Genomic DNA, 16209 nt, shown 5'->3' with positions numbered 1-16209 from the left:
CGACCATGAGTGAAGAGATTATTTATCGCGACGATGTGACCGTTGAATTGGTGAAATCCAGTGCCAGCGATGCAGATGTTATTTGGGCTGCTCGTGTGTCTACAGCTGGAGAACAATCAATGGAGGAGATTGGTGAGGATCCAGCGCGTTCTGCCGGATTGATTAACTATCTCGCACGTGAGCGCCATGGCTCTCCTTTCGAGCACACATCGATGACATTTTTTGTGTCAGCTCCGATCTTTGTATTCCGCGAATTTATGCGTCACCGCATCGCTTCATACAACGAAGAAAGTGGTCGTTACCGCGAATTGAAACCTGTTTTTTACATTCCATCTAAAGAGCGCAAACTTGTTCAAGTTGGAAAGACGGGCGCGTACACATTTATTGATGGAACGACTGAACAGTTTGATGTAACAGTTTCTTCTATGAAGGTTGCATATGTTGCCGCTTACGAGAGTTATCAAAAGATGCTCGAGGCCGGCGTTGCGCGCGAAGTTGCACGTGCCGTTTTGCCGGTAGCAACATACTCATCCATGTATGTAACTATGAATGCCCGCGCATTAATGAATTTCCTATCCCTTCGCACAGCCCGCGAAGGTTCACATTTCCCAAGCTATCCTCAACGTGAAATTGAGATGGTTGCAGAGAAAATGGAAGCGGAATTTGCGAAATTAATGCCACTTACATACGGAGCCTTTGAAAAGTCTGGACGAATCGCCCCTTAATACGGGTAGAGTTCACCGCATGACAACCGCAGCTCCATTTGGACGGCTTCTGACCGCAATGGTCACGCCCTTCACAAAAGATGGCGCGATCGATTGGGCAGGTGTTGAAACTCTTGCCGCTCACCTAGTTGCCAACGGCCACGATGGAATTGTGGTTAATGGAACAACAGGTGAAGCTCCAACAACTAAATCCTCAGAAAAAGAGGAGATCATTCGAGTTGTTCGGAACACAGTTGGTCCAACAATTAAGGTTTTATCTGGTGCTGGTGACAATGAAACTGAGTATTCGATCAATCAAGCCAAGCGAACAGAAAAAGCTGGCGCAGATGGACTGCTGGTAGTTACGCCTTATTACAACAAGCCACCACAAGCAGGAATCGAAGCACACTTCCGCGCTGTTGCAGATGCAACAGATCTTCCAATGATGATGTACGACATTCCTGGTCGCACAGGCGTGCCAATTGAGCCAGACACTCTTGTTCGACTTTCAGAACATCCACGCATTGTTGCGCTTAAGGATGCAAAGGGTGATGTCGCTTCAACTTCATGGGTCATTAAACGTTGTGGAATTCCAGTGTATTCAGGTGATGACATCCTTAACCTGCCACTACTTTCTGTAGGAGCGGTTGGATTTGTTTCGGTATGCGGACACACAGTTGGAAAAGATCTTCGCGAGCTCCTTGATGCCTGGTTTGCAGGTAATTCTGCTCGCGCACTAGAAATTCACCAGAAGTTGTTGCCTATCTATACCGGCACATTCCGCACGCAAGGAGCAATCCTCACAAAGGCTGCACTCACATTGATGGGTCTTCCTGGCGGCCACACTCGTCTTCCTCTAGTCGATGCTACTGAAGCACAGATCGCGCAACTGCGTGAAGATCTTCGTGCCGGTGGCGTTGCAGTTAACTAATGAATCATCCACATCCAAACTTAAGTACTCCGCCAAAACTCGTTGATGGCGGTTTGCGTATCGTCGCACTTGGCGGATTAACTGAAATTGGCCGCAACATGACGGTCTTTGAATATAAATCCAAGCTGCTTATTGTCGATTGTGGTGTTCTTTTCCCTGAAGATAATCAACCCGGCATCGATTTAATCTTGCCTGATTTTTCTTACATTCGTGATCGCCTAGATGATGTTGTGGCAATCTTTTTAACTCACGGCCACGAAGATCATATTGGCGCTGTTCCATATCTATTGCGCGAGCGTGGCGATATTGCGATTTATGGTTCTGCATTGACTCTTGCTTTAATCACCGCAAAGTTAAAGGAACACCGCATTACCCCGCTGACTCGAGAAGTAAAAGAGGGCGGTACCGAAGATATTGGTCCATTCACATTGGAGTTTGTTGCAGTAAACCACTCCATTCCAGATGCACTTGCAGTTGTTATTAACACCGATGCTGGACGCGTTCTTGCAACTGGCGACTTTAAGATGGATCAACTTCCATTAGATGGTCGCATTACAGATCTTCGTACCTTTGCGCGCCTTGGTGAACAAGGTGTTGATCTCTTTATGGTTGATTCAACTAACGCTGATATCCCAGGTTTCACACCATCTGAACGTGAAATCATGCCCGCACTTAATCGAGTTATCTCATCTACGCGACGCCGTGTAATCGTTGCCTCATTTTCTTCACATGTTCACCGAGTACAGCAGGTAATTGATATCGCTGCTCAACACGGTCGCAAGGTTGTATTTATTGGACGCTCGATGGTTCGTAATATGAAGATCGCTGAAGACATGGGTTACTTAAATGTTCCAGCTGATCTTGTTATGGATGCCAAAGATTTAGATCAATACGATGACAATGTTGTTTTGATTTGCACAGGTTCTCAAGGCGAGCCAATGGCGGCGTTGTCGCGCATGGCAAATGGAGATCACCAGATACGAGTGGGCGAGGGTGACACCGTCATTCTTGCTTCATCATTGATTCCCGGAAATGAAAACTCTGTTTTCCGTGTTATCAATGAGCTCACACGATTTGGTGCCAAGGTAGTTCATAAAGCAAACGCGATGGTTCACGTATCGGGACATGCTGCTGCAGGTGAACTGCTGTACTGCTACAACATCGTTAAACCTAAATATGTTTTGCCAATCCACGGCGAATGGCGACACCTGAAAGCTAACGCAGAGCTAGCAATTCAATCTGGTGTTCCGCGCAGCAATACATTCATTATTGATAATGGCGTTGTAATCGATCTTGTTAACCATGAAGCTGAAATCGTTGGCGCGATTCCCGTTGGTTTTGTTTTTGTTGATGGCCAAAGTATTGGAGATATCACCGAAAGCTCTTTGAAGGATCGTCGAATATTAGGTGAAGAAGGATTTATCTCTTGCGTAGTTGTTATTGATTCTCAAAGTGGAAAAATCGTTGCTGGGCCAGATATTCATGCACGTGGATTTAATGAAGATGCTGCGATGTTTGATGAGGTAAAGCTTCGAATTGAGAAAGCACTTGCAACCGCGGTTACTGATGGAATCAACGGAACTCATCAGTTGTCTCAGATTGTTCGAAAGACTATTGGTGGTTGGGTTGGGGGAGAGCATCGTCGAAAGCCGATGATTGTCCCTGTGGTTATAGAGGTTTAGCGCGCGGCGCGCCTAGTAGGTTAGAAATTGCACTTCCTTTACGATCGGGCGTGTGGCTAAAAGAAAAAAAACGAAATCTAAGTCAGGTGCGGTAGGCGGAGCACTTGGACGTGGAGTCGGCGCAACTTGGCGGTTGATCTCCAAAACTCTGGGAAAGATTGTTCGCTTTTTGGCACGTGGTGCTCGTGATTTAGATCCAGCACATCAGCGCGATGGAATCGCATTCTTAATTTTGATTGTCGCTTTAATTGCAGCGGCTGGTACCTGGTTCAACTCAGATAATTTAGTCGGGCGCGCTGTTTACTCCGTAATCTACGGCGCCTTTGGTCGAATCGGATTTTTTGCACCAGTAGTACTTATCTACTTTGCATTTAGATTATTTAGAGTCCCAGAGGATTCGAAGGCAACCGGTCGAATCATTATTGGCACCTTTGCACTGTTACTTTCATCAACGGGCTTATCACATCTTCTTAATGGCTCCGTAGGCACAGGTGCTACAGCGATGCGCCACGGAGGCGGTTGGCTTGGTTATGGAGTCACAAAACCATTAGTTGGGCTCATGACCTCGGTACTTACTTATCCAGTCCTTGTGATTCTCTTTATCTTCGGATTATTAGTTGCAACAGCTACACCAGTTTCCGAAGTAATAACACGAATCACAACTCTTGCTAGTTGGTTATGGGCTAAGAAACCTGAGCGGCGTGAGCGAGTTGAAGAGGATTTCGAAATTACCGATACACCGGCTTTTGATACTCCTGTGGTTGCTGCTTGGAATGAGCCCGAGGAAGAGGATGAGCCTGAATTAGATGAAGAAAGTTTTGATGAAGAGTTCACAGTTGAAGTTCCTGTTGCACCTGTAAATCACGCCAATGAAAACACTGTGGCTGCAAAGCGTCCAGAGCAACTGTTATTAACTGCAGATGTTAAGTATGAACTTCCAGCCCCGGATATTTTGCGCGCAGGACCGGCCGCAAAGGCAAAGAGTAAGGCTAACGAGACTGTAGTTGCCGCGTTAACTGAAGTTTTCTTACAGTTTGATATTGATGCACAAGTAACCGGCTTTATGCGGGGACCAACAGTAACCCGTTATGAAGTCGAACTTGGAAACGCTGTCAAGGTTGAACGAATCACGGCGTTAGCGAAAAATATTTCATATGCGGTTGCAAGCAGCGATGTTCGAATCCTTTCGCCTATTCCTGGAAAGTCGGCTGTAGGAATTGAAATCCCAAATGCAGATCGTGAAATCGTCGCATTAGGTGATGTTTTGCGCTCAACAGTTGCAGGTCAGGACCTGCACCCAATGTTGGTAGCACTAGGTAAAGATGTTGAAGGAAATTTCGTGTGTGCAAACCTTGCGAAGATGCCTCACCTATTAGTTGCAGGTGCAACTGGTGCAGGCAAGTCTTCAATGATTAACGCAATGATTACCTCTATCTTGATGCGTTCAACACCAGACGATGTTCGCTTGGTCTTAATTGACCCTAAGCGCGTAGAGCTAACAGCGTATGAAGGTATTCCTCACCTTATTACTCCAATCATTACAAACCCTAAGAAGGCCGCAGATGCACTTACTTGGGTAGTTCGTGAAATGGATCTACGTTATGAAGATCTTTCAACATTTGGTTTTAGGCATATCGATGATTTTAATAAGGCGGTACGCGCAGGCAAGGTAACTGTTCCTCCCGGAAGTGATCGCACAGTTGAGCCATACCCTTACCTACTTGTGATTATCGATGAGCTTGCAGATTTGATGATGGTTGCAGCAAAAGAGGTTGAAGAGTCGGTTGTTCGTATCACTCAGCTTGCTCGTTCGGCCGGAATTCACTTGGTACTTGCAACGCAGCGACCATCTGTAGATGTTGTTACAGGCTTGATCAAAGCAAATGTTCCTTCACGTTTATCATTTGCAACTAGTTCGCTAGCAGATAGCCGAGTTATTTTGGATAGTCCTGGTGCTGAAAAGCTTGTTGGCCAAGGCGATGGTTTGTTTATCCCAATGGGCGCAAGCAGAGCGATTCGTATTCAAGGTGCCTATGTTTCAGAGCGCGAAATTGAAGCGGTAACAACGCATGTAAAGAAGCAGTTAAAGCCACGCTATCGCGATGATGTAACTGCACCTGTCAATCAGATGAAAATGGTTGATAAGGAAATCGGTGATGATTTAGATATTTTGTGCCAAGCGGTGGAATTAGTAGTGGGTACACAGTTTGGCTCAACTTCAATGTTGCAGCGAAAGTTGCGAGTTGGTTTTGCAAAAGCAGGACGGTTGATGGATTTAATGGAGTCTCGCGGAATTGTTGGGCCATCTGAAGGATCTAAGGCCCGAACGGTTTTGGTGAAGCCTGATGAACTGGATTCCGTCCTTGCGACCTTGCGCGATTATTAACACAGGGTGAATTCCCGAAGAGGTGCCTCTACTTTCACCCCTGCATCTCATACCGCTCTCTAGTCATCAGATACCTACAAGACTTACACTAGGAACTTACCTGCCGGCTTATATTGGGGAAAATTAGATGACTCTGGGATCGATGATTTCTAAGGCGCGCATTGATGCACGTCTTAGCATTGAAGATCTATCAGCATCAACCAATATTCGCCCTCAGTTACTTCGAGATATTGAATCCAATAATTTTTCAACCTGTGGTGGGGATACCTACGCCCGTGGTCACATTAGAAATATTGCGCAACGTTTGGGCATTGATCCGCAAATCTTCTTAACCGTCTTTGAAGATGAACAGATGCATGTGGATAGATCAATGCAGGATATGTTGGTCGAAACAAATGCAATGAGACAACCAGAGGAAGCTCGCAAAATTTCCTGGAAGGTGCTTGCAGCAATTTCTATAGGCTCACTCGGTATTGCAGGACTCGTGCAGATCATTGTTTCAAATACATCTTCTCCAACGGTTCCAACTCCAATTACATCTGTCAGTGCATCTCCAACTGCAAGCGCTGAGGCAACCCCATCAGATGAGCCAACTGTTTCTACCGGAACAGGCGTCGAAGTTGTAATCACAGCAAGCCGTGCAAAGAGTTGGTTATTTGTTTCAGATGCGACAGGACGCATATTATTTAGCGGACAGATTTCAGCTGGGACAACAAAGACTTTTTCATCGGACGCTTCCCTTAACTTCAAAATCGGTAATGCCGGAGGTGTGGACCTAGTGGTTAATGGCAAGAAGGTCGATTCAATAGGTGGCGACGGGGAAGTAGTAAGCGTTTCTTACGGAGTAGATTCCTAAACAGCCTAAACAAGGTAAGATCGCGCAAATGAAGCGCACAGTTGCAGTAGTCACTTTAGGGTGCGCACGAAATGAAGTTGATTCTGAAGAGCTTGCAGGCCGTTTAGCAGCCGATGGCTGGACCCTGGTCGATGATGTTGAATCAGCCGAGGTCGCCTTAGTAAATACCTGTGGTTTTATCGAATCCGCTAAAAAAGATTCAGTAGATGCCTTACTTGAAGCAAACTCGCTGAAAGGCCACGGAACAACGCGTGCGGTAGTTGCCGTTGGTTGCATGGCGGAGCGTTACGGAAATGAATTAGCAGAAGCGCTTCCAGAAGCTGATGCGATTTTAGGTTTTGATGATTACAAAGACATTTCTGCCCGCTTGCAATCAATTGTTGCTGGCGAATCACATAAGGCACACGTTCCTCGCGATCGTCGTGCTTTGCTACCGATTGCACCAGCAGATCGTGCTGATTCACGCGAGGTCGAAGAGTTTTCCAGAAAGCGTTTAGGTGTTGCTCCTTGGGCACCTCTCAAGATCGCTTCAGGATGTGATCGTCGCTGTTCCTTCTGCGCAATTCCATACTTCCGTGGATCTTTCATTTCACGAAAGCCAACTGAGATTATTAAAGAAGCACGTTGGCTTGCAGAAAATGGCGTTACGGAGATGTTCTTAGTTAGCGAAAATACAACTTCGTATGGAAAAGATTTAGGCGATCTTCAGTTGATGGAGAAGATTTTGCCTGAAATCGCGGCCTTGCCAGGTGTAGAACGAGTTCGCTTGTCCTACTTACAACCAGCTGAAATGCGTCCAACTTTATTGCAAGCAATGATTGCAACTGAAAAAACTGCACCTTACTTTGACCTTTCATTCCAGCACACAAGCCCAACTGTCTTGCGCAGAATGCGACGCTTTGGAGATAGTGAAAAATTTTTACATCTAATTAATCAGATTCGTGTTCTTTCGCCAGAAGCCGGAATTCGATCCAACTTTATTGTTGGTTTCCCGGGTGAAACTCAAGAAGATTTTGATGATCTTGCAAACTTTATAACCCAAGCAAAGCTTGATGCTGTTGGAGTATTTGGATATTCAGATGAGGACAACACCGAGGCGCTAGATCTTGCAGACAAGGTCGATGCAGATGTAATTGCTCAGCGAGTTGAAACCTTGTCTTCTCTTGCTGACGAAATGGTTTCGCTGCGCGCTCAGGCACGAATCGGTGAAACAGTTCGAGTATTGATTGAAGATGAGGAGCTGCAAGAAGGTCGTGCAGCCCATCAAGGCCCAGAAGTTGATGGAACAACCTCTTTTGTGGGCACTCAATTTAAAGTTGGGCAGTATGTTGATGCGGTGGTTATCGATTCGATGGGCGCCGACTTGGTGGCAAAGCCGCTATGAATCTTCCGGCCTTCATAACTCCAAACTTCATCACCGTTTTGCGGCTACTTTTTGTTCCTGTTGGCGCATACACATTATTTAAAAATGGTGGAGATGATCCAACCTGGCAATACATTTCTTGGTGCGTTTTCTTTATTCTAGGAATGTCAGATGTACTTGATGGAAAGTTGGCCCGCAGCAGAGGCACTATTACAAAATTTGGAGAGTTCCTAGATCCAGTTGCCGATAAATTCATGATCGGTACGGCGATGGTTTCGCTTTCAATCTTGGGTCGCATGCCTTGGTGGATCACAATTGTGGTTTTGGTCCGAGAGGTCGGCATCACTCTGTTTCGACTTTCAGTCATTAAGCGTGGAGTGATTCCGGCAAATAAGGGCGGCAAAGTTAAAGCGATGATGCAAAACTTTGGAACAGGCTTCTACGTGCTGCCATTAAGCGAGAGCTTGTACTGGTTCCGTGACGGATTCATGTATCTAGCGGTTGTGCTCACTATCGTTACTGGTGCGTACTATGTAAAATCAGCATTCACCAAAAGTTCTTAAATCACAGAGAGAAGCACCATGGCGCTATCAAACGAAATTCTGGGCTTTGCAGCCGAGATCGTTGATCACCTGCGCCAACGTGGTGAAACAATTAGTACCGCGGAATCTTTAACTGCAGGAGCGGTGAGCTCTGCGATCGTAACAATTTCTGGTGCATCTGATGTGTTTGTCGGGGGAGTCACCGCATACCGCGATGAAATTAAAGTTTCACATTTAAATGTTGATCCCGCGCTAATCGAAAAGCACACAGTTATCAGCGAAGAGGTTGCTGTTGCAATGGCAAAGGGTGCAATTAAATCCTTCGGAACTACATGGGCGATCGGCACAACAGGAGTTGCAGGACCTAACCCATTAGATGGCCACCCCGTAGGTGTCGTGTGGGTTGCAATTGAAGGCCCAATTAGCCAGACCATCGAACTCTCACTTTCAGGTGAACGTGAATCTGTGCGAAACGCAGCTACATCGAGCGCGATTGCCACCTTTGCGCGTATCCTTAGACATCGCAGTTAAAGGCTTAATCTAGAGATCGACATCTGAAGGGAGTATGACAATGGTTCTATTACGTGAAGCTGTTGGTCAGACCCTTCGTGCTGCTCGCACATCTCAAGGTCGCACCCTTCGCGATGTAGCTCGTGATGCACGAGTATCGCTCGGATACCTTTCTGAGGTTGAGCGCGGTCAGAAGGAAGCATCATCAGAGCTTCTCAACGCAATTTGCACAGCGCTAGGTCTCTCACTGTCAGGTGTGTTCAGCGATGTATCTGCAGAGCTCAAGAGCCGTGAGGGCGTAACTCTCACTGTTGTCGATGCCGCTTAATAAGTACGCGCCACAAGTAGCAACTCACCGCCGTACGCAAAACGCAATCCTTGAAGCAACAAAACAATTAATTGCAACTACCGGCATTAAGAAAATGTCGATGATTGAAATTGCAGATGTTTCTGAAGTTTCTCGCGCAACGTTATACAACCATTACCGTGACAAAGAGAGCGTGATTCGCGCACTGTGCGAAGCCGAGTTGGCCCGTTTAGTTGAAATTGCACAGAATGCACCGGATTCAACTTCAGCTTTACAGCAGATTTCACTGCAAGTTTCTTCAGATCCCGCCCTGGCTGCGATGCGCGTTCAGGATCCAGATCAACTCTCATTGGCGCTAACAAAGCATGATGACAACCTTTGGAAAGCCTTTGCAATCGCTTTAAATCATTTACTAGGCCAAGCACAAGGTGCACTGGCACTTCGTTGGTTATTGGGACAAGCTTTGCATCCATTGACCGCCGAACAATCACATTCACAAGCAGAAGCAATCGCCGGCATTGCGAATCTCTGATCTTCGCGAACGCATTACCTTGTCATTTGGTGATGCATGGGCGCCCTCATTTTCATCAGATATAGCTCTATCTGAATTAGGAAGTAAGAGTGTTAATGAGGCTTTAGCTTCAGGTGTTGAGCCAGATGTTATTTGGAAAGCGGTGTGCAAGGCACACCCAACGGAAACTGAAAAGTACAAGTATTAATGCCAGTTACTGCACATCTATTTACCGATGACATTAAACGTCCGGCACTTGTATTGGTGCACGGCTTAGGTTCTGCCGGAAATATCTGGAAGAGTTTGATTCCACAACTAACAAAAGATTTTAGTGTTATCGCCGTAGATCTACCTGGCCATGGTGTTTCTAAAATTTATAAGGATGAAGCTGTTGATCCAACTTCATTGGCACGTGCGATCGTTGAAGAGGTAACTCGTGCTCATAATATTTCGCAGATGCATGTAGCTGGTAACTCATTAGGTGGCTGGATTGCACTTGAAATGGGAGCGGTTGCTCCGGATAAGGTAAAAAGTATTACCGCACTTGCCCCTGCAGGGTTATGGCACGATCTTCCGATGGGCAAGTATCCACCAAGTTTAGATGCTCGCTTTCTTGCGAAAATTTCGCAGCACTTTATGCGAATCGCGTATCACCTGCCACCGCTGAAAGCTATTGGCTATAAGAAGATCACGCACTTATGGCGAGAGTTAAGTTTTGAAGCCTGTCGCGATTCAGTGTTAGCGATGGCCAACTCAAAGGGCTATATGCCCTTATGGAATGGATTAAGGGGCAGAAAGTTTGAATCAGTTGTACCCGCACATGTAGATGTTTCAATTATTTTCGGAGATTACGATTTAACTCTGCCTGAAGAGATTGCACAGGAAAAGACTGTGGCACCTGCACATTCGCATTGGGTTGTAGTTGATAACTGCGCCCACGTAATTATGTGGAACTACCCAGACATGACAGTTGATTTCATCAAACGAACTGCCAAGGTTTGATCATGGCCTTTACCGACACAATTAAGAAGCGTGAAGTAGATCTTGTTTTGCTGCTGGTCGCATTCTTTTGGGGTTCAAGTTACTTAGCTGCAAAGGTGTTAACTGAACACACACCAGTTTTGTCGGTCCTGGGTCTTCGCTTTGCTGTGACATCTATAGGCATGGTTGTTGTGTGGTTATTCAGGCGAGATCGCTTTCAAAAACCTGAATGGATTCTGGGCTCAATTCTGGGGGCAAGCCAGGCCTTTATTTTGTTCTGCGAAACCGCTGGCGTCTCGAAGACAACGGCAACTAACGCCGGATTGATCATTTCGCTAACGATAGTTATGACTCCAATCTTGGAATCAATTGCGTCCAAGAATTGGTTGCCCCGCGGATTCTTTATCGCAGCCGTTGTTGCTGTGGTTGGTGTCGCTCTGCTTGTTTCAGGCGAGGGCTTTTCTGCACCCGGGCTAGGGGATTGGCTGATGCTGCTAGCGGCATTGATTCGATCTATTCATGTAACCGCAATGGGTCATGTAACACGAGGACGTACCTATAGCACTGTGAATATGACCTTAGTTCAGAGTCTTACCTGCGGAGTTATCTTTAGTGTGTTGAGCTACAAAGATATGGCTGAAGCGGTATCTCATTTTGCACCGGCACAATGGTATGGATTGTTGTATTTAAGTTTGTTGTGTGGGCTTTTTTCATTCCTTGCAAACTTGTGGGCAATCCGCAGAACATCGGCATCACGCGCAGGATTGCTGCTATCAACTGAACCTATTTGGGCGGTTGTAGTTGGAATTACAGTTGGTGGAGAAACCTTGGCAACACTTGGTGTTATCGGTGCAATTTTGATTTTAGCTTCGACATTTTGGGGACAACGAATTGAAACTGCACATCGCGAAAAAGGCTTAGCAGTAAACCTCTAGTACCCAAGGCTCTTTCGGAGTCGCTGCAATCAAATTACAGGTAAAGACCTGTGAAACGTATGCGTAAAGTTGCTGCGGATTTGTAATCGGGTCATCTGATTGAAGTAAGTGTCGTGTTACTTCTCCACGACTCTTTTTAGACATGTGAGTGATCACCTTTTTTTCATCTTCAACTGTGGTGAAAACCTTCACCTCAACGGTCTTTTCAATGGGGGATTGCCACACAGTTTGATACGTCGAGGAACGACAGTCGATGATTAATTCGCTCAGGATTGGATTTAGAACCGCGGCCACTTTTGGAGCCATCTCTTTATTAACGATCTTCTCTTTGTACGGTTCGATTGGATCAAGTGGACGCAAGGCTCCGTACTTGGCCGAAATAATCACGATCGAAGATTGGCCCAGCTTTTGCTGCGCTTTAGAAAGGGTGTTCCACCCTAGGGCGGCGTATAAGACCCCCGTGTAGACCTGAATCGCAGCCCCCGGATCGGCGGATTTCTTCTCGGAAGGGGGTAGGAGGATCAACACCGGCTCAGTATGGTGGGCGACACGCGCGATTCTTGTCAGTGGCACCTGTTACCTTTCGAACAGATGTTCGGATAAACTATTCGAGTACAACCAGAGCGGTTCCAACCTCCGCCTACAGCTCTTCTCCACACTTGATGTGGAGCTTCTGTAGTCCGTCGTTGGGTCTCCGTACCTTCTGGGCCGCACACCAAACGAACTGCATATCGCAGGACGTTCTATCGAAAGGAATGTACGTGGCTACTGAAAAAAGCAACAAAGCAAATGAAGCAGCGCAAGATAAAGCCAACAGCGAACGCAACAAAGCGTTGGACACAGCCCTAGCCCAGATCGAACGTCAATTTGGTAAAGGCGCAGTAATGAAGATGTCAGAGCGACAGAATGCAGTTATCGAAGTTATTCCAACTGGTTCAATCGCACTAGATATCGCTCTAGGTATTGGTGGACTTCCACGCGGTCGCGTTGTTGAAATTTACGGACCAGAGTCTTCAGGTAAGACAACTCTTACCTTGCACGCAATCGCAAATGCTCAAAAGGCTGGCGGAATCTGCGCATTCATCGATGCGGAGCATGCATTTGATTCAGAGTATGCAAAGAAGCTTGGTGTGGATATTGATGCGCTATTAGTTTCTCAGCCAGATACAGGTGAGCAAGCACTTGAAATTATGGACATGCTTGTTCGTTCAGGCGCACTTGATCTTGTTGTAGTTGACTCAGTTGCAGCGCTTGTTCCTCGCGCAGAAATTGAAGGCGAGATGGGTGACTCACACATGGGTCTACAAGCTCGTTTGATGTCACAGGCGCTTCGTAAAATTACTGGCGCACTTCACCAATCAAAGACAACAGCTATCTTTATTAACCAGCTGCGCGACAAGATTGGTGTCTTCTTCGGATCACCTGAGACAACAACAGGTGGAAAGGCGCTTAAGTTCTACGCCTCCGTTCGTCTTGATATCCGTCGTATTGAAACACTTAAGGATGGCCAAGAATCTGTTGGTAACCGTACTCGCGTAAAGGTAGTCAAGAATAAGATGGCTCCACCTTTCAAGCAGGCTGAGTTCGACATTATCTACGGAACTGGTATTTCACGTGAAGGCTCATTGATCGATATGGGTGTTGATATCGGTATCGTCAAGAAGTCTGGCGCTTGGTACACATACGAGGCTGATCAACTAGGACAGGGCAAGGAGAATGCTCGTTCATTCCTACTTGATAACCCAGATCTAGCAAATGATATTGAAAATAAGATCCGCGAACACTTTGTTCCAGTTGAGGTTGATCCTGCACTCGTTGCTGCGATCGATGAGGCTGCCGCAGAGGTGGATTTCTAAGCTCCAATGCTTGAATTCGTAAAGGTTGACCACGAGGCTGACCCTTACTCAATCGCAAATACCATCGCTTTAAATGCATTGGTTGCGCGGGCCAAGAGTAAGGGTGAGCTACTGGCTCACCTAAAAAAGCGCGGAGTAGAAGATGATGTTGCCAATGCAACCATCTTTCGACTTCAGGAAAAAGGGTTAATCAATGACTCTGAGTTTGCAAAGGAGTGGACCCAATCACGTCACACCTCCAAGAAGTTATCAAAGCGAATTATCGCCTCAGAGCTTCGCATTAGGGGAGTAGATCAACAGAGCATAGATGAGGCACTTGATGAGATTGATGACGAGTCTGAGTATCGCACCGCATTTTCTTTGGCGATGCGAAAGTACAGCACCATGAGTCGTTTGGAATCAGATGTTCAGGTGCGCAGAATTCAATCTCTACTACAACGAAAAGGGTTTTCCTTTTCTACAATCTCGCGGGTTATTCGCGAGTTAGGTGTTCAGTCAGACGAGCAGCGGTAGCAACCACTGCAGCGGCATGAATGCGGCCTGGTTGACGTCCTAGACGTTCGATCGGGCCGCTGATGCTTACAGCGGCAATTACCTTGCCATTAGGTGCGCGCACTGGCGCAGATACCGATGCAACACCCGCTTCACGTTCACCAACAGATTGTGCCCATCCGCGACGACGATCAGCAGAAAGTTGCGCAGCTGTAAATCGAGCATTTGTTAATCCACGATGGATCTTTTCTGAATCCTCCCAGGCCAATAAAATTTGAGCAGCAGATCCGGCCTGCATCGTTAGCGCAGCACCAACTGGAACAGAGTCGCGCAAACCTGATAAACGTTCAGCAACTGCAACACAGATACGGAGATCTCCTTGACGGCGGTACAACTGCGCACTTTCTCCTGTTGCATCACGCAACGCAGCTAATGCTGGGGCAGCAGCGGCAAGTAAACGATCCTCACCAGCAGCGGCACCAAGTTCGGCAGGTCGTGCACCTAAAACAAAACGTCCCGTTAAATCACGGGCAACTAAGCGATGAAACTCCAACGCAACAGCTAAGCGGTGCGCCGTAGGACGAGCGATACCGGTTGCAGCAACTAATTCAGCAAGTGAGTGAGGACCTGCCTCAAGTGTGCTTAAAATCGACACCGCTTTGTCTAATACGCCAACTCCGCTATTATTTCTGTTCACAGAGTGATATTAGCATCTCATTATATGAAATGACAATCTGGGCAGAAAAAAGGAGCACTACATCGTGGGTAAAACGCTAGCCGAGAAGATTTGGGCAGAGCATGTTGTTCGCCAAGCAGATGGCGAACCAGATCTGATTTACATCGATCTACATTTAATTCACGAGGTAACCAGCCCACAAGCATTTGATGGACTGCGTCTTGCTGGCCGACCAGTGCGTCGTCCTGATTTAACGATCGCAACAGAAGATCACAACGTTCCAACAATTGATATTGACAAGCCAATTGCAGATCCAGTGTCAAAGCTGCAGGTAGATACCTTGCGCGCAAACTGTGCTGAATTTGGAGTTCGTATTCACTCACTAGGGGATAAGGACCAAGGCGTTGTGCACGTCGTTGGCCCACAACTAGGTATCACACAACCAGGCATGACAATTGTGTGCGGAGATTCGCACACATCAACACACGGTGCATTTGGTGCACTTGCATTTGGAATTGGAACATCTGAGGTTGAGCATGTTCTTGCAACACAGACATTGCCGTTGCAACGTCCAAAGACAATGGCGATCAATGTTGAAGGTTCGCTAAAGCCTGGTGTTACTTCCAAGGACATCATTCTGGCGATCATTGCAAAGATCGGTACCGGTGGTGGCCAGGGTTATGTCATCGAATATCGCGGAAGCGCAATTCGTGCACTGTCTATGGAATCACGTATGACGGTATGCAACATGTCAATTGAAGCTGGCGCACGCGCAGGACTTATAGCTCCGGATCAGACAACATTTGATTACATCAAGGGCAAGCCACATGCACCAGAAGATTTTGATGCTGCGGTTGCTTACTGGAAGACGCTCTTTACAGATACGGATGCAAAGTTTGATGTCGAAGTAAATCTCAACGCTGATGAACTAGAACCATTTGTTACGTGGGGAACTAACCCAGGACAAGGTTTGCCATTAAACGCAGTTGTTCCTAACCCTGCTGATTTCGCAGATTCTGAACAGCGCACAGCAGCAGAACGTGCACTTGTGTACATGGGTCTTGAAGCGGGAACACCGCTGAAAAAGATAGCGATTGACACTGTTTTCTTGGGCTCCTGCACCAATGGTCGCATCGAAGATCTACGAGCTGCTGCAGATATTTTGAAGGGTAAGAAGATCGCTTCATCACTTCGTATGTTGGTGGTACCTGGTTCTGCACGAGTTCGCCTTGAGGCAGAGGCTGAAGGTTTAGACAAGGTATTTCTTGATGCAGGTGCTGAATGGCGCAATGCAGGATGTTCAATGTGCCTTGGTATGAACCCAGATCAATTGGCAGTAGGAGAGCGTTCAGCTTCTACCTCTAACCGAAACTTCGAAGGTCGCCAAGGTAAGGGTGGTCGCACCCACTTGGTAAGTCCACTTGTCGCAGCTGCAACAGCGTTGCGTGGAACCCTGTCATCACCTGCGGATTTGTAA

General features: G+C 46.8%; 18 protein-coding genes. 16 read left to right on the top strand and 2 right to left on the bottom strand.

Annotated features, from left to right (window positions below):
• Window positions 1-5: 5 nt before the first annotated feature.
• The 13 genes from thyX (at window position 6) to AC8GFU_RS04540 (ending at window position 11708) form a co-directional block, all read left to right on the top strand.
• Entirely contained in the window at window positions 6-725 is a 720-nt protein-coding gene (gene thyX, locus AC8GFU_RS04600) for an FAD-dependent thymidylate synthase (protein ID WP_506625973.1), read from the top strand.
• A 19-nt stretch (window positions 726-744) separates the two neighbouring features.
• The gene (gene dapA, locus AC8GFU_RS04595; protein ID WP_506625972.1) at window positions 745-1635 is read left to right on the top strand and encodes a 4-hydroxy-tetrahydrodipicolinate synthase; all 891 of its coding nucleotides are present in this window, start codon (window positions 745-747) and stop codon (window positions 1633-1635) included.
• Window positions 1635-3317: a ribonuclease J gene (locus AC8GFU_RS04590; protein ID WP_506625971.1), complete on the top strand. Its 1683-nt coding sequence runs from the start codon at window positions 1635-1637 to the stop codon at window positions 3315-3317. Before dapA ends, AC8GFU_RS04590 begins: the two co-directional genes overlap by 1 nt.
• A gap of 52 nt (window positions 3318-3369) precedes the next feature.
• Window positions 3370-5703 (top strand): FtsK/SpoIIIE family DNA translocase, encoded by a 2334-nt coding sequence (locus AC8GFU_RS04585; RefSeq protein WP_506625970.1) that lies wholly within the window; start codon window positions 3370-3372, stop codon window positions 5701-5703.
• Between the two features lie 127 nt (window positions 5704-5830).
• Window positions 5831-6559 (top strand): helix-turn-helix domain-containing protein, encoded by a 729-nt coding sequence (locus AC8GFU_RS04580; protein ID WP_506625969.1) that lies wholly within the window; start codon window positions 5831-5833, stop codon window positions 6557-6559.
• 28 nt (window positions 6560-6587) lie between these two features.
• Window positions 6588-7943 (top strand): 30S ribosomal protein S12 methylthiotransferase RimO, encoded by a 1356-nt coding sequence (gene rimO / locus AC8GFU_RS04575; RefSeq protein ID WP_506625968.1) that lies wholly within the window; start codon window positions 6588-6590, stop codon window positions 7941-7943.
• A complete protein-coding gene (gene pgsA / locus AC8GFU_RS04570) occupies window positions 7940-8485 on the top strand; it encodes a CDP-diacylglycerol--glycerol-3-phosphate 3-phosphatidyltransferase (protein ID WP_506625967.1) in 546 nt (181 codons plus the stop codon). Before rimO ends, pgsA begins: the two co-directional genes overlap by 4 nt.
• A gap of 18 nt (window positions 8486-8503) precedes the next feature.
• Window positions 8504-8995: a CinA family protein gene (locus AC8GFU_RS04565; RefSeq protein WP_506625966.1), complete on the top strand. Its 492-nt coding sequence runs from the start codon at window positions 8504-8506 to the stop codon at window positions 8993-8995.
• A 40-nt stretch (window positions 8996-9035) separates the two neighbouring features.
• Window positions 9036-9302 carry a helix-turn-helix domain-containing protein gene (locus AC8GFU_RS04560; protein WP_506627169.1) on the top strand — a complete coding sequence of 89 codons (267 nt, stop codon included), beginning with the start codon at window positions 9036-9038 and terminating at the stop codon, window positions 9300-9302.
• Complete coding sequence (locus AC8GFU_RS04555) at window positions 9292-9813, top strand: TetR/AcrR family transcriptional regulator (protein ID WP_506625965.1); 522 nt, start codon at window positions 9292-9294, stop codon at window positions 9811-9813. Before AC8GFU_RS04560 ends, AC8GFU_RS04555 begins: the two co-directional genes overlap by 11 nt.
• On the top strand, window positions 9800-10000 hold the full coding sequence (locus tag AC8GFU_RS04550) for a DUF3046 domain-containing protein (protein ID WP_506625964.1): 201 nt from the start codon (window positions 9800-9802) through the stop codon (window positions 9998-10000). The genes AC8GFU_RS04555 and AC8GFU_RS04550 overlap by 14 nt, the downstream gene beginning before the upstream one ends.
• A complete protein-coding gene (locus AC8GFU_RS04545) occupies window positions 10000-10794 on the top strand; it encodes an alpha/beta fold hydrolase (protein WP_506625963.1) in 795 nt (264 codons plus the stop codon). The genes AC8GFU_RS04550 and AC8GFU_RS04545 overlap by 1 nt, the downstream gene beginning before the upstream one ends.
• Before the next feature lie 2 nt (window positions 10795-10796).
• Window positions 10797-11708 (top strand): DMT family transporter, encoded by a 912-nt coding sequence (locus AC8GFU_RS04540; RefSeq protein ID WP_506625962.1) that lies wholly within the window; start codon window positions 10797-10799, stop codon window positions 11706-11708.
• Here AC8GFU_RS04540 and yaaA read toward each other — a convergent pair.
• Complete coding sequence (gene yaaA / locus AC8GFU_RS04535; RefSeq protein ID WP_506625961.1) at window positions 11691-12236, bottom strand: peroxide stress protein YaaA; 546 nt, start codon at window positions 12234-12236, stop codon at window positions 11691-11693. The genes AC8GFU_RS04540 and yaaA overlap by 18 nt on opposite strands.
• A 233-nt stretch (window positions 12237-12469) precedes the next feature.
• On the opposite strand from yaaA, the gene recA reads away from it, so the two are divergent.
• Window positions 12470-13564, top strand: a complete 1095-nt coding sequence (recA, locus tag AC8GFU_RS04530; protein ID WP_506625960.1) for a recombinase RecA — start codon at window positions 12470-12472, stop codon at window positions 13562-13564.
• Between the two features lie 6 nt (window positions 13565-13570).
• Entirely contained in the window at window positions 13571-14077 is a 507-nt protein-coding gene (locus tag AC8GFU_RS04525) for a regulatory protein RecX (protein WP_506625959.1), read from the top strand.
• On the opposite strand, the gene AC8GFU_RS04520 is transcribed toward AC8GFU_RS04525, so the two are convergent.
• Window positions 14037-14753: an IclR family transcriptional regulator gene (locus AC8GFU_RS04520; RefSeq protein ID WP_506625958.1), complete on the bottom strand. Its 717-nt coding sequence runs from the start codon at window positions 14751-14753 to the stop codon at window positions 14037-14039. The genes AC8GFU_RS04525 and AC8GFU_RS04520 overlap by 41 nt on opposite strands.
• A gap of 64 nt (window positions 14754-14817) precedes the next feature.
• Here AC8GFU_RS04520 and leuC point away from each other — a divergent pair, with 64 nt between their 5' ends.
• The gene (leuC, locus tag AC8GFU_RS04515) at window positions 14818-16209 is read left to right on the top strand and encodes a 3-isopropylmalate dehydratase large subunit (protein WP_506625957.1); all 1392 of its coding nucleotides are present in this window, start codon (window positions 14818-14820) and stop codon (window positions 16207-16209) included.

The sequence above is a fragment of the Planktophila warneckei (SeqCode) genome, assembly GCF_965234675.1.
Taxonomy (GTDB): Bacteria; Actinomycetota; Actinomycetes; order Nanopelagicales; family Nanopelagicaceae; genus Planktophila; species Planktophila warneckei.
Note: the sequence above shows the minus strand (reverse complement) of the source record. Positions and strands in the feature narration are given on the sequence as shown.